Source organism: Vibrio sp. 16, assembly GCF_963681195.1.
GTDB lineage: Bacteria > Pseudomonadota > Gammaproteobacteria > Enterobacterales > Vibrionaceae > Vibrio > Vibrio sinaloensis_D.
This window is the reverse complement of record NZ_OY808997.1, coordinates 2,460,057-2,480,801: the sequence shown is the minus strand read 5'-3', so window position 1 is coordinate 2,480,801 and position 20,745 is coordinate 2,460,057. Positions and strand designations below refer to the sequence as shown.

The following is a 20,745-nucleotide window of genomic DNA, read 5'->3' as shown; positions in this document are numbered from 1 at the left end:
TTTAGAATCCCTCCTTAGATAGAACCTTGCTGTTGTGCACCGTAAAAGCTTTCACCTTTCGCCGCCATATCAATCAGCATCTGTGGTACTTGGTACATTGCACCGAGCTCTGAGTATTGTTTTGCCATTGCAACAAACTCAGCAATACCTACGCTATCTAGGTAGCGGAATACGCCACCGCGGAATGGAGGGAAGCCAAGACCGTAAACCAGTGCCATATCCGCTTCTTGTGGAGTGGCAATGATGCCTTCTTGTAGACACAGTACCACTTCGTTGATCATTGGAATCATCATGCGTTGAATGATGGTTTGTTCGTCAAAGTCCTGTTTATCGGCACAAACGTCAGCGAGTACCGGCAAGATTTCTTCAGAGAAGGTTTTCTTCGGCTTACCTTTTCTATCAATGGTGTAGCTGTAGAAGCCATTGCCATTCTTCTGGCCGTATTTATCTGCTTCGAACAGCGCATCTATTGCGTCACGACCTTGTTTGCCCATACGTTCAGGGAATCCTTGTGCCATAACGGCTTGTGCGTGGTGAGCAGTATCAATACCAACAACATCGAGCAAGTATGCAGGTCCCATCGGCCAGCCAAACTTACGTTCCATGATTTTGTCGATTTTCGTAAAGTCAGCGCCATCGCGAAGTAGCATGCTGAAGCCACCAAAGTATGGGAACAATACGCGGTTTACAAAGAACCCAGGGCAGTCATTAACGACAATTGGTGATTTGCCCATTTTCGCTGCGTACGCAACAACGCGATTTATGGTTTCCTCAGAGGTATGTTCACCACGGATGATCTCAACAAGAGGCATGCGGTGCACTGGGTTGAAAAAGTGCATGCCACAGAAGTTTTCTGGGCGTTTTAGCGATTTCGCTAATAGATTGATTGGAATCGTCGAGGTGTTTGAGGTGATAACCGTGTCTTCACCGACATGCGATTCGACTTCACTCAAAACTGCTGCTTTTACTTTCGGGTTTTCTACTACGGCTTCAACAATCACGTCTGATTCTTCGATGCCTGCGTAATGTAGGCTCGGTGTGATAGACGCTAAAATACCAGCCATCTTAAAGCCATCAATACGACCACGAGATAAGCGTTTATTTAGCAGCTTAGATGCTTCAGTCATGCCTAAATCGAGTGAAGGTTGCGCGATGTCTTTCATTAACACCGGCACGCCTTTTAATGCAGATTGGTAAGCGATGCCGCCGCCCATGATACCTGCACCAAGTACAGCTGCACGCTGCGTGTCTTTACTCGCTGACTTAGCTGATTTTTTAGCAAGCCCTTTGATGTATTGGTCGTTGAGGAATAAACCAACCAGTGATTTTGCTTCTTCAGACTTAGCCAGTTTTACGAAGTGCTTACGTTCAATGTCGAGTGCTTCGTTACGAGCAAAGCGAGCACCTTCTTCAATAGTAATAACGGCTGTCATTGGAGCAGGGTAGTGAGGACCTGCTTTTTGTGCCACTAGACCCTTCGCCATGGTAAAGCTCATCATTGATTCGAGCTTACTTAGCGTAAGTGGTGATGTCTTTTGCTTACGACGAGATTGCCAGTCCAACTTCTCGTTGATTGCCGAAGTCAGTGTCTTGAGTGCTGACTCATAGAGTGCGTCGCTATCAACAACCGCATCCAGAAGACCAATCTTTAATGCCTCATCCGCACGACACGCTTTGCCTTGTGTGATCACTTCCATTGCGCTGTCGGCGCCAATAACACGTGGCAGACGCACACAACCACCAAAGCCCGGCATGATACCCAGTTTTGTCTCTGGTAGACCGATGCTGGTGGTCTCATCACCAATTCGGATGTCAGTTGCAAGCACGCACTCACAACCGCCACCTAACGTGTGGCCTTTTAGTACCGAGATAGTCGGGACCGGTAAGTCTTCTAGCTTGTTAAAGATGCTGTTAGCAAATTGCAGCCACTGATCGAGCTCAGCGTCTGTCTTAGCGAAAAGACCTAAGAATTCGGTGATATCTGCGCCAACAATGAACGCGTCTTTATCTGAGGTGAGCATCAAGCCCTTCAGTCCTTGGTGCGCTTTTAGTGCATCAAGGGCTTTGTCGAGTGACTCTAGTGTCGCTAGGTCGAGCTTGTTAACGGATTTTGGAGAGCAGAAGCTAAGCTCTGCTATACCATCTTGTACTTCCTTTACCTGTAGGGTTTCGGCTTGGTAAATCATTGTCTATCTCCATGACATACAATCTTGGATTGTGTGTTCACCTGTCACATAAGGCACGTAACAGGCAAGCAGGAAAGTTGTTATATTTTTAATCTGGTTTGACCAGTGAGATTAGTTTGGATCGGTCTTTGGTTAAATTCAATACATTTTTTAAACAAGTGTTTAACATTGTGCGCTGGTGCAGATCAAGGGCGACGAGTAAAGAGTGGTCGTGATAGACTCAAATGAACTGAGAAAACCTAGCGTTATTATGAACGACACACCTTATTTAATACCTTCTGAACCTTGTCAGTTTGAAGAAGAAATAAAGAAAAGCGTATTTATTACCTACTTAGCTCACACGCCAAATATTGATGCAGCGAAAGCTTTTGTCGAAAAAATAAAAAACAAACATTCAGGCGCTCGCCATAATTGTTGGGGATTCGTTGCTGGGCGACCAGAAGATTCCATGCAGTGGGGCTTCAGTGATGATGGAGAACCTTCAGGGACTGCGGGAAAGCCGATTCTTGCTCAGTTGTCTGGCTCCGGGGTTGGTGAGATCACCGCGGTAGTCACTCGTTACTCTGGTGGTATTAAGCTCGGTACAGGTGGCTTGGTCAAAGCTTATGGCGGCGGCGTGCAACAAGCGCTCAAGCTGCTTCAAACAATTGAGAAAAAAATAACCGCACAATTGAAACTAGAGTTAGACTATGGGTTCATGCCTATTGCTCAGTCCCTCATCGGCCAATTTGAAGGCCATGAAATATCGGCAGAGTATAGTGACCAAGTGCGAATGGTGGTTGAGATCGAGCGCAGACATGTCGCAGATTTCACCCAGAGCGTAATCAATAAAAGTGGTGCAAAAGCACATGTTACCCCTCTGAAGGGACAATAAATACTAGGAAGTTGGAAGCTCTGCTTCATTCATTAATCACACATGCAATTTCGTTCAATTATTCGCATTGTCGGGCTATTGCTCGCCCTTTTTAGTGTCTCCATGCTTGCGCCCGCTTTGGTTGCGCTTATTTATCGTGATGGCGCGGGGGTTGCGTTTGTTACTACTTTTTTCGTACTGCTATTTTGTGGTGCAGTATGTTGGTTCCCCAATCGTCGGTTTAAGCACGAATTAAAAGCTCGAGATGGCTTTTTGATCGTCGTCCTGTTTTGGACTGTACTTGGTAGTGCCGGCTCTATTCCCTTTTTACTCTCAGATAACCCAAATATTTCGGTAACCGACGCGTTCTTTGAATCCTTTTCTGCCTTAACAACCACTGGTGCTACAGTGATTGTTGGTTTGGATGATTTGCCAAAAGCGATCTTGTTCTATCGCCAGTTTCTGCAATGGTTTGGTGGTATGGGCATCATCGTTCTCGCCGTTGCCATCCTTCCAGTATTAGGTATCGGTGGTATGCAGCTTTACCGCGCAGAAATCCCTGGTCCGGTAAAAGACTCCAAGATGACTCCTAGGATTGCTGAGACAGCAAAAGCGCTTTGGTATATCTATCTGAGTTTAACTTTGGCCTGTGCTGGTGCGTTTTGGCTAGCGGGCATGACCCCATTCGATGCGATTAGTCATAGCTTCTCTACTATCGCAATTGGTGGCTTCTCCACACACGATGCGAGTATGGGGTACTTTGATAGTTACGCCATTAACATGATTACCGTTGTCTTCTTGTTAATCTCGGCATGTAACTATTCTTTGCACTTCGCCGCGTTTGCATCTGGTGGAGTACATCCTAAATACTATTGGAAAGATCCAGAGTTTCGCGCCTTTCTATTCATTCAAGCGATCTTGTTTGTTGTATGTTTTTTAGTGCTGTTGAATCACCACTCTTATGATTCGGTGTACGACGCATTTGACCAAGCGCTATTCCAAACTGTTTCCATATCAACTACAGCGGGTTTTACCACAACAGGTTTCTCTGATTGGCCATTGTTCTTACCAGTGTTGCTATTGTTTTCTTCTTTTATCGGTGGTTGTGCAGGCTCGACAGGTGGTGGTATGAAAGTGATCCGTATTCTGCTACTGACCTTACAAGGTGCTCGTGAGCTGAAGCGTTTGGTTCACCCGCGTGCGGTTTATACCATCAAAGTGGGTGGTACCGCCTTGTCACAGCGTGTTGTTGATGCGGTTTGGGGATTCTTCTCTGCATATGCGCTAGTGTTCGTGGTTTGTATGCTAGCGTTAATCGCGACGGGTATTGATGAGCTGAGCGCTTTCTCTGCGGTCGCAGCGACATTGAACAATTTAGGCCCTGGTTTAGGTGAGGTGGCGCTTCATTTTGGTGATATTAATGACAAAGCAAAGTGGGTGTTGATCGTATCCATGCTGTTTGGTCGTCTAGAAGTGTTCACTCTTCTTATACTACTCACGCCTACGTTTTGGCGGAGTTAAGGAACAATTTTGGCTAAAGCACTATTTTTATACTCTTCTCGTGAAGGGCAGACAAAAAAAATTCTTCACTATATAGAAGAACAGCTAACAGACTTCGAGTGTGAGCTGGTGGACCTACATACTGTCACAACGGTCGACTTCAGTCATTACGACAGGGTCTTGATTGGGGCTTCTATTCGTTATGGTCACCTTAATAAGAAACTGTATCAGTTTATTGAGCAGAATCTTGAACATCTAGAACGAAATAAAGTCGCATTCTTTTGCGTGAATCTAACCGCTCGTAAAGAAGAGCAGGGAAAAGATACACCTGAAGGCAGTGCCTATATTCGTACCTTCTTGAAAAAGTCGCCCTGGCATCCTGAGCTTATCGGTGTGTTTGCTGGTGCTCTCTATTATCCTCGCTATGGTCTATTCGATAAAATGATGATTAAGCTGATCATGACCCTGACTGGTGGAGAGACAGATACAACAAAAGAAGTGGAGTACACCAACTGGGAAAAAGTCGCCTTATTTAGCCAAAAGTTTGTAGATTTGTAATCATAAGGTATGTTTTTAGCTGTTTTGGCCTAATTATTGACCGAACAGTTAAAAAGTTAGAAAAAAAGGCAAAAAGGGCTTGCCAAGATAATTCCGATCCCTATAATGCCACCTCGCTGACACGGCAACGCTTCAAAAGAAACGAAAGCCCAGTTAGCAAGGTCAATTAGCCAAGCGGAAACGTTTGAAAAAAGTTTGAAAAAAGTGGTTGACACTAAACTTTATCTCGCTAAAATGGCCGTCCGATTTGAGCGAAGCTCAAGCGGAAAGCTCTTTAACAATATAAACCTATCAATCTGTGTGGGCACTCGTTGATGATAATCCAATTAGATACTTCGGTATCAAATTTGGTTTCAATGAAACGAAGTGACCATTGAATCGAAAGATTCAGCACAGTCAATTCAAACATTACTTATGCTATTTATTAGCAAAAGCAATGTTCAGTATTCATTGAGCCGACAAAATCTTAAATTGAAGAGTTTGATCATGGCTCAGATTGAACGCTGGCGGCAGGCCTAACACATGCAAGTCGAGCGGAAACGAGTTATCTGGACCTTCGGGGAACGATAACGGCGTCGAGCGGCGGACGGGTGAGTAATGCCTGGGAAATTGCCCTGATGTGGGGGATAACCATTGGAAACGATGGCTAATACCGCATAATAGCTTCGGCTCAAAGAGGGGGACCTTCGGGCCTCTCGCGTCAGGATATGCCCAGGTGGGATTAGCTAGTTGGTGAGGTAAGGGCTCACCAAGGCGACGATCCCTAGCTGGTCTGAGAGGATGATCAGCCACACTGGAACTGAGACACGGTCCAGACTCCTACGGGAGGCAGCAGTGGGGAATATTGCACAATGGGCGCAAGCCTGATGCAGCCATGCCGCGTGTATGAAGAAGGCCTTCGGGTTGTAAAGTACTTTCAGCAGTGAGGAAGGTGTTGTCGTTAATAGCGGCATCATTTGACGTTAGCTGCAGAAGAAGCACCGGCTAACTCCGTGCCAGCAGCCGCGGTAATACGGAGGGTGCGAGCGTTAATCGGAATTACTGGGCGTAAAGCGCATGCAGGTGGTTTGTTAAGTCAGATGTGAAAGCCCGGGGCTCAACCTCGGAATTGCATTTGAAACTGGCAGACTAGAGTACTGTAGAGGGGGGTAGAATTTCAGGTGTAGCGGTGAAATGCGTAGAGATCTGAAGGAATACCGGTGGCGAAGGCGGCCCCCTGGACAGATACTGACACTCAGATGCGAAAGCGTGGGGAGCAAACAGGATTAGATACCCTGGTAGTCCACGCCGTAAACGATGTCTACTTGGAGGTTGTGGCCTTGAGCCGTGGCTTTCGGAGCTAACGCGTTAAGTAGACCGCCTGGGGAGTACGGTCGCAAGATTAAAACTCAAATGAATTGACGGGGGCCCGCACAAGCGGTGGAGCATGTGGTTTAATTCGATGCAACGCGAAGAACCTTACCTACTCTTGACATCCTCAGAAGCTTGTAGAGATACGAGTGTGCCTTCGGGAACTGAGAGACAGGTGCTGCATGGCTGTCGTCAGCTCGTGTTGTGAAATGTTGGGTTAAGTCCCGCAACGAGCGCAACCCTTATCCTTGTTTGCCAGCACTTCGGGTGGGAACTCCAGGGAGACTGCCGGTGATAAACCGGAGGAAGGTGGGGACGACGTCAAGTCATCATGGCCCTTACGAGTAGGGCTACACACGTGCTACAATGGCGCATACAGAGGGCGGCCAACTTGCGAGAGTGAGCGAATCCCAAAAAGTGCGTCGTAGTCCGGATTGGAGTCTGCAACTCGACTCCATGAAGTCGGAATCGCTAGTAATCGTGGATCAGAATGCCACGGTGAATACGTTCCCGGGCCTTGTACACACCGCCCGTCACACCATGGGAGTGGGCTGCAAAAGAAGTGGGTAGTTTAACCTTCGGGGGGACGCTCACCACTTTGTGGTTCATGACTGGGGTGAAGTCGTAACAAGGTAGCGCTAGGGGAACCTGGCGCTGGATCACCTCCTTATACGATGATTATTGCGATGAGTGTTCACACAGATTGATGGTTTATAAAGTTTAAGAGATAGAAGATATCCCAATATCTTCAACTTAGTGTCCCGTTCGTCTAGAGGCCTAGGACACCGCCCTTTCACGGCGGTAACAGGGGTTCGACTCCCCTACGGGATACCATTGGGTCGTTAGCTCAGTTGGTAGAGCAGTTGACTTTTAATCAATTGGTCGCAGGTTCGAATCCTGCACGACCCACCATTTCTCGATGGGGCTATAGCTCAGCTGGGAGAGCGCCTGCCTTGCACGCAGGAGGTCTGCGGTTCGATCCCGCATAGCTCCACCATTCGAGAAACTTCTTCCTATAAGAAATAAAACTAATATGGGCGATTAGCTCAGTTGGGAGAGCACCTGCCTTACAAGCAGGGGGTCACTGGTTCGAGCCCGGTATCGCCCACCATCTTTAAGTGTTCTTTCAAAAGAATCTTTAAAAATGGTTTCTTTCTTTAAATAGAAAGTCAAATCTAGCTCTTTAACAATTTGGAAAGCTGACAAATCAACAAATTATTGTTGATTGTAAAGTTCTCAATGTTTGTCTTTATGACAAACACCAAACAACACATTCAAGTGTTCTTGGAATTTGAGTCCGGCAAAATCGTGTCTGCACATGTATAAAAATGCAGACAACTTTGGTTAGTTGACTAGAAGACCCTTTGGGGTTGTATGGTTAAGTGACTAAGCGTACACGGTGGATGCCTTGGCAGTCAGAGGCGATGAAGGACGTATTAACTTGCGATAAGCCCAGATTAGGTAGTAAAAACCATTTGAGTCTGGGATTTCCGAATGGGGAAACCCACTTACATAAGTAAGTATCGTTATGTGAATACATAGCATAACGAGGCGAACCGGGGGAACTGAAACATCTAAGTACCCCGAGGAAAAGAAATCAACCGAGATTCCGAAAGTAGCGGCGAGCGAAATTGGACTAGCCCTTAAGCTTTACACGCGTTAGACGAACGGTCTGGAAAGTCCGACGATACAGGGTGATAGTCCCGTAGTTGACGATGTGTGTTCAGTGAAATCGAGTAGGGCGGGACACGTGATATCCTGTCTGAATATGGGGGGACCATCCTCCAAGGCTAAATACTACTGACTGACCGATAGTGAACCAGTACCGTGAGGGAAAGGCGAAAAGAACCCCTGTGAGGGGAGTGAAATAGAACCTGAAACCGTGTACGTACAAGCAGTAGGAGCACCTTCGTGGTGTGACTGCGTACCTTTTGTATAATGGGTCAGCGACTTATATTCAGTAGCAAGGTTAACCATCTAGGGGAGCCGTAGAGAAATCGAGTCTTAACTGGGCGTCGAGTTGCTGGATATAGACCCGAAACCAGGTGATCTAGCCATGGGCAGGTTGAAGGTTGAGTAACATCAACTGGAGGACCGAACCGACTAATGTTGAAAAATTAGCGGATGACTTGTGGCTAGGGGTGAAAGGCCAATCAAACCTGGAGATAGCTGGTTCTCCCCGAAATCTATTTAGGTAGAGCCTCGGATGAATACTACTGGGGGTAGAGCACTGTTAAGGCTAGGGGGTCATCCCGACTTACCAACCCTTTGCAAACTCCGAATACCAGTAAGTACTATCCGGGAGACACACGGCGGGTGCTAACGTCCGTCGTGGAGAGGGAAACAACCCAGACCGCCAGCTAAGGTCCCAAATTATAGCTAAGTGGGAAACGATGTGGGAAGGCTTAGACAGCTAGGATGTTGGCTTAGAAGCAGCCATCATTTAAAGAAAGCGTAATAGCTCACTAGTCGAGTCGGCCTGCGCGGAAGATGTAACGGGGCTAAGCTATAAACCGAAGCTGCGGCAATGACTTTTAGTCATTGGGTAGGGGAGCGTTCTGTAAGCCGTTGAAGGTGTGTTGTAAAGCATGCTGGAGGTATCAGAAGTGCGAATGCTGACATGAGTAACGATAAAGGGGGTGAAAAACCTCCTCGCCGGAAGACCAAGGGTTCCTGTCCAACGTTAATCGGGGCAGGGTAAGTCGACCCCTAAGGCGAGGCCGAAAGGCGTAGTCGATGGGAAACGGGTTAATATTCCCGTACTTCTTACAATTGCGATGGGGGGACGGAGAAGGCTAGGTGGGCCTGGCGACGGTTGTCCAGGTTCAAGTGCGTAGGCTTGAGAGTTAGGTAAATCCGGCTCTCTTTAAGGCTGAGACACGACGTCGAGCACCTACGGGTGTGAAGTCATTGATGCCATGCTTCCAGGAAAAGCCTCTAAGCTTCAGATTGTAAGGAATCGTACCCCAAACCGACACAGGTGGTCGGGTAGAGAATACCAAGGCGCTTGAGAGAACTCGGGTGAAGGAACTAGGCAAAATGGTACCGTAACTTCGGGAGAAGGTACGCTCTTGACGGTGAAGTCCCTTGCGGATGGAGCTATTGAGAGTCGCAGATACCAGGTGGCTGCAACTGTTTATTAAAAACACAGCACTGTGCAAAATCGTAAGATGACGTATACGGTGTGACGCCTGCCCGGTGCCGGAAGGTTAATTGATGGGGTTAGTACTTGTACGAAGCTCTTGATCGAAGCCCCGGTAAACGGCGGCCGTAACTATAACGGTCCTAAGGTAGCGAAATTCCTTGTCGGGTAAGTTCCGACCTGCACGAATGGCGTAATGATGGCCACGCTGTCTCCACCCGAGACTCAGTGAAATTGAAATCGCTGTGAAGATGCAGTGTACCCGCGGCTAGACGGAAAGACCCCGTGAACCTTTACTACAGCTTGGCACTGAACATTGACCCTACATGTGTAGGATAGGTGGGAGGCTTTGAAACCGGTACGCCAGTATCGGTGGAGCCGTCCTTGAAATACCACCCTTGTAGTGTTGATGTTCTAACGTTGACCCCTTATCGGGGTTGCGGACAGTGCCTGGTGGGTAGTTTGACTGGGGCGGTCTCCTCCCAAAGAGTAACGGAGGAGCACGAAGGTGGGCTAATCACGGTTGGACATCGTGAGGTTAGTGCAATGGCATAAGCCCGCTTGACTGCGAGAATGACAATTCGAGCAGGTGCGAAAGCAGGTCATAGTGATCCGGTGGTTCTGAATGGAAGGGCCATCGCTCAACGGATAAAAGGTACTCCGGGGATAACAGGCTGATACCGCCCAAGAGTTCATATCGACGGCGGTGTTTGGCACCTCGATGTCGGCTCATCACATCCTGGGGCTGAAGTCGGTCCCAAGGGTATGGCTGTTCGCCATTTAAAGTGGTACGCGAGCTGGGTTTAGAACGTCGTGAGACAGTTCGGTCCCTATCTGCCGTGGGCGTTGGAAGATTGAAGGGGGCTGCTCCTAGTACGAGAGGACCGGAGTGGACGAACCTCTGGTGTTCGGGTTGTGTCGCCAGACGCATTGCCCGGTAGCTAAGTTCGGAATCGATAACCGCTGAAAGCATCTAAGCGGGAAGCGAGCCCTGAGATGAGTCTTCCCTGACTCCTTGAGAGTCCTAAAGGGTTGTTCGAGACTAGAACGTTGATAGGCAGGGTGTGTAAGTGCTGTGAGGCATTGAGCTAACCTGTACTAATTGCCCGTGAGGCTTAACCATACAACACCCAAAGGGTTTTGATGGACTCGATACAAGAATTACTTGATTGTGTTTTGAGAGCACAAACAGCTTTCCAGATTAAAGAATTTGCTTGGCGACCATAGCGATTTGGACCCACCTGATTCCATGCCGAACTCAGAAGTGAAACGAATTAGCGCCGATGGTAGTGTGGGGCTTCCCCATGTGAGAGTAGGACATCGCCAGGCTTTAAATTATGGACACTTGCTTGTAGCGAGTACGCCACTGCGGAGTGGTAGTTCAGTTGGTTAGAATACCGGCCTGTCACGCCGGGGGTCGCGGGTTCGAGTCCCGTCCACTCCGCCACTTATCTCGAAACCTCGCTTAATGCGAGGTTTTTTCGAATCTACAATTTGAAAAGGTTCTACAGGGGTGTAGCTCCAATTGGCAGAGCAGCGGATTCCAAATCCGCGTGTTGGGAGTTCGAATCTCTCCACCCCTGCCATATTTAAGGCTCTAGTCGAAAGACTGGGGCCTTTTTACTTTTTTGATGTTGAAGTAATCAATTGGCTGAGCAGCGGATTCTCCGACTTATCAAAAAACAGCGCGAGTTGGGAGTTCGAATCTCTGGAGCACCAGCCCGGTCCACCCCTGCCATATTCAAAAACCTCAGCAGAAATGCTGAGGTTTTTTTGTATTTGAAGCAATGTTATTTATCTTGAGTCTCTAGTTCGATTAAGCCCTCATCTTGTCAGTCTCTTCTGTTTCTTCCATATTCAAAGCTACGGAGCGGGTATTTGTGTGAGCTAGTCAAATTAACAGAGTAACTATTCTCGCTCGTACAGTTCAAAGACTAAGCTCTGTCCACAAATAAGTCATCTTTACACGGAGGAAACTCATTGAAGTTTTCCCTCCATCCTAAGGCTAATACGATAAAGTTGTATGCGTGTATTATTTGTATACAACGGGAAAAGTGATGCCTGTAACTTTTGAAATTTCAAACTTTGATTGAGATAAGTTAGCCATTTTCTGATCGATAAATAGCGAGTAAAAGCTACAATAGTGAGCAGTTAAATATGGGGGTGTCATGGGACAACTGTCTATTCTTGGGTTTATTGCACTAGGTGGTGCATTTGGTGCGTGTTCTCGTTACCTAATTTCTGAGCTGTGTGTCGTATTGCTGGGGCGAGGTTTTCCTTACGGTACGCTAACTGTTAATGTGGTTGGCTCTTTCATTATGGGCTTGCTCATTGCAGCTTTCGAAAATGAGCTGATTGCAACTGAGCCTTGGCGTCAAATCATTGGCCTTGGTTTCCTTGGAGCATTAACAACTTTTTCAACATTCTCTATGGATAATGTTCTTTTGATGCAGCAAGGTGCTTTTTTCAAGATGGGACTCAATGTGCTGCTTAATGTTGTTCTGAGTATCTCTGCAGCGTGGATAGGATTCCAGCTACTTATTAAGAGTTAGCAATACGGCTCTTCTCGTTATTTTTATACAGGTCGGCTTGGTTTAACCAAGCCGATTTTATATACTGTTTTCACTTGTCGGAGTGCCATAAGGCTGAGACCGTTAGTTCGGGATCCGTTGAACCTGATCAGATTAGAATCTGCGAAGGGAACAGGAGAAGAGATCACTATATTTCCCCGTCAGTGATCTATCTATATTCAAGCAACACATTTCGTGGTGTCTTGAAACCTCTTGTCGCATCTTTCCGCCAAGCATTTTTATCCAAACTAATTACAAAGCAAGGAAAAATGCTATGTCGAGTCGCAAGCAAGCGAGACTGGAAGCAAAACAGTTCATTGATACACTCTCGGTACAACCGTACCCAAATTCAAGCAAAGTCTACGTAGAGGGTTCACGTCCCGATATTCGTGTGCCAATGCGTGAAATATCACTCGCTGATAGCCTTATTGGAGGCACGAAAGAAGCGCCTATTTTTGAGCCTAATGAGCCAGTTCGCGTTTACGATACCTCAGGTGTATACACAGACCCAAATCACACCATAGACCTTTACAATGGCTTGCCTAAGTTGAGAGAAGGGTGGATTGAAGAGCGTGCCGATACTGAACTACTTGATGAAGTAAGCTCTGTATACACCAAAGAGCGCCTAGAAGATGAAACGCTAGACGATCTTCGTTACGGCAATCTACCACGTATTCGACGTGCTAAAGATGGGCAGTGCGTGACTCAATTGCACTATGCTCGCAAAGGTATTATCACCCCTGAAATGGAATACATCGCTCTGCGTGAGAATATGGGACGCGCTCAATACCGTGATGAAGTGTTGAATCAGCAGCATCCAGGTCAAAGCTTCGGGGCGAACCTTCCAAAAGACATTACCGCCGAATTTGTGCGTAAAGAAGTCGCCGAAGGTCGCGCAATTATCCCTTCTAATATCAATCACCCAGAATCCGAACCAATGATCATTGGCCGTAACTTTTTGGTTAAAGTGAATGCCAACATCGGTAACTCATCGGTGACGTCTTCGATTGAGGAAGAAGTAGAGAAGCTCGTGTGGGCGACGCGCTGGGGTGGGGATACCGTTATGGACCTTTCTACTGGACGTAATATTCACGAAACTCGCGAGTGGATTCTACGTAACAGTCCGGTTCCGATCGGTACCGTACCAATGTACCAAGCGCTTGAGAAAGTGAATGGTGTTGCGGAAAACCTTAACTGGGAAGTGATGCGCGATACTCTGATTGAGCAAGCAGAGCAGGGCGTTGACTATTTCACTATCCATGCCGGTTTACTACTTCGCTATGTACCAATGACAGCAAAACGCGTTACTGGCATCGTTTCTCGTGGTGGTTCGATCATCGCGAAATGGTGTTTAGCCCATCACCAAGAAAGCTTCTTATATACCCACTTCCGAGAGATCTGTGAAATCTGTGCCAAGTATGATGTGGCACTTTCTCTCGGTGATGGTCTGCGTCCTGGTTCTGTTGCCGATGCTAACGACGAAGCGCAATTTGCAGAGCTTCGTACCCTTGGTGAGTTAACCAAGATAGCGTGGGAATACGACGTACAGGTGATTATCGAAGGTCCTGGTCATGTTCCAATGCACATGATCAAAGAGAACATGGAAGAGCAACTAGAGCACTGTCATGAGGCTCCTTTCTACACACTTGGTCCACTGACGACAGACGTCGCTCCTGGTTACGACCATATTACTTCTGGCATCGGCGCTGCCATGATTGGTTGGTATGGCTGTGCAATGCTTTGCTACGTCACTCCTAAAGAGCATCTTGGTTTACCAAACAAAGAAGACGTGAAAGTAGGCATGATCACTTACAAGCTTGCTGCGCACGCCGCTGATTTGGCGAAAGGACACCCTGGTGCACAAGTTCGTGATAACGCGCTTTCTAAGGCTCGCTTCGAGTTCCGTTGGGAAGACCAATTTAACTTGTCACTCGACCCCGATACCGCTCGTGCCTTCCATGATGAAACCTTGCCTCAAGAGTCTGGAAAAGTTGCTCACTTCTGTTCGATGTGCGGGCCAAAGTTTTGCTCGATGAAGATTTCGCAAGAGGTACGAGAGTACGCGAAAGATACTGAGCAAGTGGCTGCGGATCAAGCTATTTCGATCAAGATGCTTGATGATCCTTTGGAGGGGATGCGTCAGAAATCGCAAGAATTTAGAGAGTCAGGTTCTGAGTTATACCACCCAGCAGCACATGCCGAGGTAAGTGACTAATGAGCAAAATCCTTATTCCGTCATCACTGATTGAACTGACAGGCCTAGTTCAAGAATGTCTGTTGTTGGCGAAAGGACAGGGTTTTAGCATTGAAGACATTGAGTTGGGCATTAGCCCAACTCAATCTATTCAGCTTGTTCGCGACCAACAGACCACACACATAACGACTGATCTTATTGATGGTTATGACTCTTATCGTGAGTGTTCATTTACGCTCTATTACTGCTCTGCTTTATCGGTAGAAGCATGTGCTAAGCAACCGTCGAAAGCGATTTATATTGGCATTGCTGATACGCAGCTATCCGATAAAAAGGAGAATGTGCTTCAGCTTGATATCTGGCGTCACCCAATTAACAACGAAGTGAGAGCGCTTTCTGTTAAGTCCAAACTCAACGCAATGTTCAATCCCGAACATCACCTTGCTTGGATAGTTACACTGACAGTTCTCGATTTTCCTATCGAAGATGCGTTAACACTTGCTCGAGGAATGCTAACTCAACAAGCGAATGTTTCACGTGAAACACTGTTGAATGACAACCTTGATGAGGGACGGCCTACACAGTGGGCTGACCAGTTTGATGATTTCCCCACTCCTGTACTGGAGGATAACCGACTAGGTATTCAAGTTGGTTGGTCTGCACAAGGAGAGAGCGTTAGATTTCCATCTCTAACTAAGCAAAGTCTAGGGCTCTATCCAGTCGTTGATGATGTCGCTTGGATTGAGCGTTTACTGCCTTTAGGCATCAACACTATTCAGCTACGAATCAAGAACCAACAACAAGCCGATTTAGAACAACAGATCATTCGAGCAATTGAGCTAGGTCGTCAGTATCAAGCACAAGTGTTCATCAATGACTATTGGCAGTTGGCAATCAAGCATAGCGCTTATGGTGTTCATCTCGGACAAGAAGACATTGAAGAATCGAATTTAGCTCAGCTAACTAAAGCCGGTATTCGTCTTGGTCTTTCTACTCATGGTTATTATGAGCTACTGCGCATCGTACAAATTCATCCTAGTTACATCGCGCTAGGGCATATTTTCCCAACCACCACTAAACAGATGCCATCGAAACCACAAGGTTTGGTGCGCTTGGCTTTGTATCAAAAGCTGATTGATAGCATTCCTTATACAAATACAGAGGCTGCTTTCCGTCCTGCAAAAGACAAAGCCGTGAGTGACTATGTGCTTGGCTTTCCGACGGTCGCGATTGGTGGTATTGACCAATCTAATGCAGGCCAAGTTTGGCAAACAGGTGTTTCTAGTTTGGCAGTTGTGCGAGCTATTACCTTGGCAGAATCACCTAAGTCCGTCATCGAGTTCTTCGCACAACTGATGAAGGAAAGACAGCTAACGTTTGCTGATCAGAATAGTGAACTGACGCATACCAAGAGAGGCGAACATGCTCACGGATAAGCAGTTCCTTCGCTATCAACGTCAAGTTGCTCTGCCTGAAATTGCTGAAAGTGGGCAAGAGCGTTTGAGCAAATCGCATGTGCTGATCATCGGTTGTGGTGGATTAGGGAGCGCAGCGAGTTTGTACTTGGCATCAGCGGGCGTTGGTAAATTGGTTGTGGTTGATGACGATGAAGTTGATAGCAGTAACCTACAGCGTCAGATCATTTATCGTGAACAAGACCTCCAAGTTGCAAAAACAAAAGCGACTGTAAAGCAACTCACTGAACTTAATTCTATGGTTCAAATTCGTGCTCTCAATAAGCGGTTAGACAAAGCGCAGCTGCAGCTTGAGGTGATGCTGGCGGATGTGGTGTTGGACTGCACCGATAACATGCCAACGCGCCAGCTCATTAATCAAGTTTGTTTCGAGCAAAATACGCCACTTATCTCAGCGGCGGCAATTGGTTGGCAAGGGCAATTCGCTGTCTTTGATTACCAAACACCAAGTGAACAACAAGCGCAGAGAAAAGCCTGTTACCGCTGTTTGTATCCGTTTGACGAATTACCGCAAACGCAAAAGTGCAGTGAGAGCGGGGTCGTCGGTCCGGTGGTGGGCACACTTGGCAACTACCAAGCGATAGCAGCAATTCAAAAACTGGCGACGGGAAAGTTTCATGTCGAGACTGCCAAGTTGCACCTGTTTGATGGATTGAAACTGCAATGGCAAACCATGGCGATAAGCAACGACAAACAGTGCCAAGTGTGTGCTCAGATTTAGCTTACGAGTAGTGGGCAGAATTAAGAGAGTTGGAAGCAATGACGTTAACAGAACAACAAACAACACAAATGACCGCTGCTGACTTAGATGTGATCACTATTGTCATCAATGACCAGTTGCATCAAGTTGCCAGTGAGTCGAATCTACAGCAAATCATTAGTCAATTTGCGCTGCCTGAAATGGGCTGTGTTTTTGCAATCAATAACAATGTTGTGCCGCGCAGTGAGTGGGCTAGCACAGTTCTTTCACAGGGAGATAGCATATCTCTGTTTCAAGCGATCGCAGGGGGCTAAAGTCGATGCTTAAAATTGGTGATAAACAATTCGAATCAAGACTGTTCATGGGAACAGGGAAGTTTGCCAACAGCCGATTAATGGCGGAAGCGATTCAAGTATCGGGTTCTCAACTTGCGACCATGGCATTGAAGCGTGTGGATGTGAACGACCAACAAGACGATATTTTACTGCCGCTAGTACAAGCGGGTGTGAACTTATTGCCGAACACCTCAGGTGCAAAGACTGCTAAAGATGCTGTGTTTGCTGCACAATTGGCGAGAGAAGCGTTAGGTACAAACTGGCTAAAACTGGAAATTCACCCAGACCCGAAGTACTTGATGCCCGATCCAATTGAGACGCTTGCGGCCGCTGAACAACTGGTTCGTGAAGGTTTCATCGTGCTTCCTTATTGTCATGCTGACCCAGTTCTGTGTAAACGATTGGAAGAGGTAGGCTGTGCTGCGGTAATGCCGTTGGGTGCGCCGATCGGCTCCAACAAAGGGATAGTTTCTCACGATTTCCTAGAGATCATCATCGACCAAGCTAATGTTCCTGTCATTGTTGATGCGGGTATTGGTGCTCCTTCACATGCCGCGCGTGCGATGGAAATGGGCGCGGATGCCGTGCTCGTCAATACTGCGATTGCAGCTTCGCGCGATCCCGTTGCTATGGCGAAGGCATTTAAGTTGGCGGTAGAGTCAGGGCGTATGGCTTATGAAGCCGGACTTGCTGGTCAGGTTTCTCATGCGGTTGCGTCGAGTCCACTGACGTCATTCCTAGATGAGCTTTAGTCCTAGATTGGTTTAGCTATTAAGCGAGGAAAACATGAGCTTCGTTGAACAATTTAAGCAGCTGAATTGGGATGACATTTCGATGTCGATCTACGCGAAAACGGCACAAGATGTCGAGCGAGCATTGAATAAACCCAAGCGTGATTTGGAAGACTTTAAAGCGCTAATTTCACCAGCGGCTGAAGCGTACTTAGAGCAAATGGCGCAGCTGTCATACTCGGCAACTCGCAAGCGTTTTGGTAATACCATGTCGCTATACATTCCACTGTACCTTTCTAACTTGTGCGCCAATGCTTGTACTTATTGTGGCTTCTCAATGGAGAACAGAATCAAGCGTCGTACCTTGAATAGATACGAAGTGGCTGCAGAAGTTGAAGCTATTAAACGCATGAAGTTCGATAGCGTATTGCTGGTGACTGGTGAACACGAAACCAAAGTGGGCATGAAATACTTTCGCGAAATGGTGCCGATGATTAAGAAGCGCTTTAACTATTTGGCGATGGAAGTGCAGCCGCTAGATCAAGACGAATACGCAGAGCTCAAGACATTGGGTTTAGATGCGGTGATGGTCTATCAAGAAACATATCATCCTTCGACTTACGCCGAGCACCATCTGCGTGGCAATAAGATGGATTTCGAATACCGATTGGATACACCCGATCGTCTTGCAAAAGCAGGCATCGATAAGATCGGTATTGGCGCATTGATAGGGTTGGAAGAGTGGCGTACCGACTGTTTTTATGTGGCAGCGCACTTGGACTATCTTGAGCGCACGTATTGGCAGACTCGTTACTCGATTTCTTTCCCACGTTTGCGTCCTTGTAAGGGTGCGCTCCAACCCAAATCAGTCATGACGGATAAGCAACTTGTTCAGCTGATTTGCGCTTATCGTTTGTTGAATCCAGAAGTGGAGTTGTCATTATCGACTCGTGAGTCACCGAAGTTTAGAGATAACGCATTGCCTTTAGGCATTACCAGTATGTCTGCAGCATCGAAAACTCAGCCGGGTGGTTATGCGATGGATGATGTTGAACTCGAGCAGTTTGAGATCAGTGATGAGCGAAGCGCGGGTTCTGTTGAAGATATGATTCGAGCCAAAGGCTTTGATCCTGTATGGCGAGATTGGCACTCAGCGTATTCTGGTTAAGCAGTAAATAAAGCCACTGGTCATCGTTATGTTTCACGTGAAACATAAGTAAAAAAAGAGGGTTGATGCAAAACATCAACCCTCTACTTTTTCTAGCTTCTAGCTTCTAGCTTCTAGCTTCTAGCTTCTAGCTTCTAGCTGTGTGCTACTGGTAGCGTTGCTTGACGAAGCCACTCTTTCACATCACCTTCAACAAGTGGGCTGATCTCATCCCATACCTTCTGATGGTAGTCATTCAGCCAAGCAAGTTCTGGACGAGTTAGCATATCAACGTTGATGTTGCGCTTGTCGATTGGGCAGCGTGTTAGCGACTCAAATGACAGAACAGGGAAGTCACCGTTAGTTGGGGTTTCAACAACAAGCTCTAGGTTCTCGATACGGATACCAAACGCATCTGCACGGTAGTAACCTGGCTCGTTGGATAGCACCATACCTTCTGTTAGAGGCACGTCGATTTGCTTCTTAGAAATGCTCGCCGGACCTTCATGAACACTTAGGAAGTGACCAACACCGTGACCAGTACCGTGATCGTAATCGTAGCCTTCCGCCCACAGGTGCTGACGAGCTAGCGTATCGATTTGGTAACCACGTGTGCCTTTCGGGAAGCGTGCACGAGCAACACCGATGTGACCTTTTAGCGCGAGAGTGAATTGTTTAATCATCTCTTGTGAAGGCTGACCGATCGCAATAGTACGCGTGATGTCTGTCGTGCCATCTAGGTACTGACCGCCTGAATCCACTAGGTAAAGTGTGTTCAGCTCTAGCTTGCCAGGTTCAGGTTGGTTCTCGTGGTTGTAGTGACACATCGCTGCATTGCCACCTGCTGCCGAAATAGTATCGAAGCTAAGATCCATCAGTGTTGGGTCTTCGCTACGGAACGCTTCCAGTTTGTCTGCCAGCGCCGCTTCATCATGCAGGTTACCCGCAACGACTTCTGCATCTAACCAAGATAGGAACTTACTCATCGCCACGCCATCACGGATATGACACGCTTTCATACCTGCGATTTCAACTGCGTTTTTCGCCGCTTTTGGCATTAGGCATGGATCAGCCTTACTCACCACTGACGCGCCAGCATTTTGTAGAACCAGCTTAAACCATGCGTTACTTGTCGCAGGGTCAACCAGTACATTCTTGCCAGTAAGAGTTTCTAGTCGTGCTTGCAATGCTTCTGGGTGATGAACTGTTACGCCCGCACCAACATGAGCGTCAAACTCAGCAGGTAGACGAGTTGGATCTAGGAAGTATTCCACGCTTGAATCTGAGTGCAGAATCGCGTGAGAAAGCAGAACTGGTAGACGTGATACATCTAGACCACGAACGTTAAGCAGCCAACAGATAGAATCAAGTGCTGTGATCACTGCGCTGTCTGCGCCGGCTTTTTTCACCAGCTCTGCGATTTCTTGGCGTTTGCTTTCACTTGATTGGCCAACTGCTTCTGTTGCCATTAGGCGAACATCAGAAACTACAGGAGCAGGGCGGTCGTGCCACAGCTCATCAATTGGGTTGCTGTCGAGAATCTTAAGCTCAAGTGCACCTGCAAGTTTTGCTTGTGCCATGTCTAGCCAAGCAGAGTTGTGCATGCGAGGGTCGATTGCCACAGACGCGCCATTTACAAGATGGTCTTTAATCCAATCTAGTGCAGGCTCTTCAATCAGGTGACGGTATTCGAAGAGATCAGCAGGAACCTGCTTGGTTACTTGTACCGTGTAGCGACCATCAACAAAGATAGCGGCTTTGTCTTTGGTGATTACCGCAGCACCAGCAGAACCGGTAAAACCCGTTAGCCAATGTAAACGCTCGTTGTGCGCTGGTACGTATTCGCCCAAGTACTCGTCTTCATGTGGGACAAGTAGGGCATCAATATTATGTTGTGCTAGCCATTGGCGGATAGCTGACACACGCTGTTCAGTAGTGCTGAGCATGGGTTATTCCTTCATATTTCTTAGGCGTCCATTTCACATCTCGGGACGATGGCAATAA

The 20,745-nt window shown here is 47.3% G+C and carries 12 protein-coding genes, 6 tRNA genes, 3 rRNA genes and 1 riboswitch; of the genes, 19 read left to right on the top strand and 2 right to left on the bottom strand.

The genetic code is table 11. From position 1 onward, the window contains the following. Window positions 1–14: 14 nt before the first annotated feature. Complete coding sequence (fadB, locus tag U9J37_RS11335; protein WP_005476206.1) at window positions 15–2,186, bottom strand: fatty acid oxidation complex subunit alpha FadB; 2,172 nt, start codon at window positions 2,184–2,186, stop codon at window positions 15–17. A gap of 250 nt (window positions 2,187–2,436) precedes the next feature. Here fadB and U9J37_RS11330 point away from each other — a divergent pair, with 250 nt between their 5' ends. From U9J37_RS11330 to thiH, 19 genes are all read left to right on the top strand, one after another. Continuing rightward, a complete protein-coding gene (locus U9J37_RS11330; RefSeq protein ID WP_005476215.1) occupies window positions 2,437–3,060 on the top strand; it encodes a YigZ family protein in 624 nt (207 codons plus the stop codon). A gap of 42 nt (window positions 3,061–3,102) precedes the next feature. Then, complete coding sequence (locus U9J37_RS11325; RefSeq protein ID WP_005476124.1) at window positions 3,103–4,560, top strand: TrkH family potassium uptake protein; 1,458 nt, start codon at window positions 3,103–3,105, stop codon at window positions 4,558–4,560. Window positions 4,561–4,569: 9 nt separating this feature from the next. Then, entirely contained in the window at window positions 4,570–5,097 is a 528-nt protein-coding gene (gene hemG, locus U9J37_RS11320) for a menaquinone-dependent protoporphyrinogen IX dehydrogenase (RefSeq protein ID WP_005476198.1), read from the top strand. Between the two features lie 468 nt (window positions 5,098–5,565). Continuing rightward, window positions 5,566–7,117: ribosomal RNA gene (locus tag U9J37_RS11315) — 16S ribosomal RNA — on the top strand. Window positions 7,118–7,205: 88 nt separating this feature from the next. After that, window positions 7,206–7,281 (top strand) — tRNA-Glu (locus tag U9J37_RS11310). A 2-nt stretch (window positions 7,282–7,283) separates the two neighbouring features. Beyond that, window positions 7,284–7,359, top strand: a tRNA-Lys gene (locus tag U9J37_RS11305). Between the two features lie 9 nt (window positions 7,360–7,368). Continuing rightward, window positions 7,369–7,444 (top strand) — tRNA-Ala (locus U9J37_RS11300). A gap of 38 nt (window positions 7,445–7,482) precedes the next feature. Continuing rightward, window positions 7,483–7,558 (top strand) — tRNA-Val (locus tag U9J37_RS11295). A 265-nt stretch (window positions 7,559–7,823) separates the two neighbouring features. Continuing rightward, window positions 7,824–10,712: ribosomal RNA gene (locus U9J37_RS11290) — 23S ribosomal RNA — on the top strand. A 90-nt stretch (window positions 10,713–10,802) separates the two neighbouring features. Further along, a 5S ribosomal RNA gene (gene rrf / locus U9J37_RS11285) occupies window positions 10,803–10,918 on the top strand. Together the 16S, 23S and 5S rRNA genes with 6 tRNA genes alongside form the textbook arrangement of a ribosomal RNA operon. Before the next feature lie 41 nt (window positions 10,919–10,959). Further along, a tRNA-Asp gene (locus tag U9J37_RS11280) sits at window positions 10,960–11,036 on the top strand. Between the two features lie 62 nt (window positions 11,037–11,098). Beyond that, window positions 11,099–11,175, top strand: a tRNA-Trp gene (locus tag U9J37_RS11275). A gap of 582 nt (window positions 11,176–11,757) precedes the next feature. Beyond that, on the top strand, window positions 11,758–12,141 hold the full coding sequence (crcB, locus tag U9J37_RS11270) for a fluoride efflux transporter CrcB (protein ID WP_005474414.1): 384 nt from the start codon (window positions 11,758–11,760) through the stop codon (window positions 12,139–12,141). Window positions 12,142–12,209: 68 nt separating this feature from the next. Continuing rightward, window positions 12,210–12,308, top strand: a riboswitch (TPP riboswitch). Between the two features lie 125 nt (window positions 12,309–12,433). Then, window positions 12,434–14,374 carry a phosphomethylpyrimidine synthase ThiC gene (thiC, locus tag U9J37_RS11265; RefSeq protein ID WP_005474464.1) on the top strand — a complete coding sequence of 647 codons (1,941 nt, stop codon included), beginning with the start codon at window positions 12,434–12,436 and terminating at the stop codon, window positions 14,372–14,374. Further along, window positions 14,374–15,789, top strand: coding sequence for a thiamine phosphate synthase (locus U9J37_RS11260; protein WP_005474445.1), 1,416 nt, complete (start codon window positions 14,374–14,376; stop codon window positions 15,787–15,789). The genes thiC and U9J37_RS11260 overlap by 1 nt, the downstream gene beginning before the upstream one ends. Further along, window positions 15,776–16,549, top strand: a complete 774-nt coding sequence (locus U9J37_RS11255) for a HesA/MoeB/ThiF family protein (protein WP_005474408.1) — start codon at window positions 15,776–15,778, stop codon at window positions 16,547–16,549. Before U9J37_RS11260 ends, U9J37_RS11255 begins: the two co-directional genes overlap by 14 nt. A 38-nt stretch (window positions 16,550–16,587) precedes the next feature. Then, entirely contained in the window at window positions 16,588–16,842 is a 255-nt protein-coding gene (thiS, locus tag U9J37_RS11250) for a sulfur carrier protein ThiS (RefSeq protein ID WP_005474472.1), read from the top strand. A 5-nt stretch (window positions 16,843–16,847) separates the two neighbouring features. Then, window positions 16,848–17,615: a thiazole synthase gene (locus U9J37_RS11245; protein WP_005474379.1), complete on the top strand. Its 768-nt coding sequence runs from the start codon at window positions 16,848–16,850 to the stop codon at window positions 17,613–17,615. Between the two features lie 34 nt (window positions 17,616–17,649). Further along, a complete protein-coding gene (gene thiH / locus U9J37_RS11240) occupies window positions 17,650–18,762 on the top strand; it encodes a 2-iminoacetate synthase ThiH (protein WP_005474474.1) in 1,113 nt (370 codons plus the stop codon). A 134-nt stretch (window positions 18,763–18,896) separates the two neighbouring features. Here the strand turns inward: thiH and U9J37_RS11235 are convergent, their stop codons facing one another. Beyond that, entirely contained in the window at window positions 18,897–20,687 is a 1,791-nt protein-coding gene (locus U9J37_RS11235; RefSeq protein ID WP_005474427.1) for an aminopeptidase P family protein, read from the bottom strand. Between the last annotated feature and the right edge of the window lie 58 nt (window positions 20,688–20,745).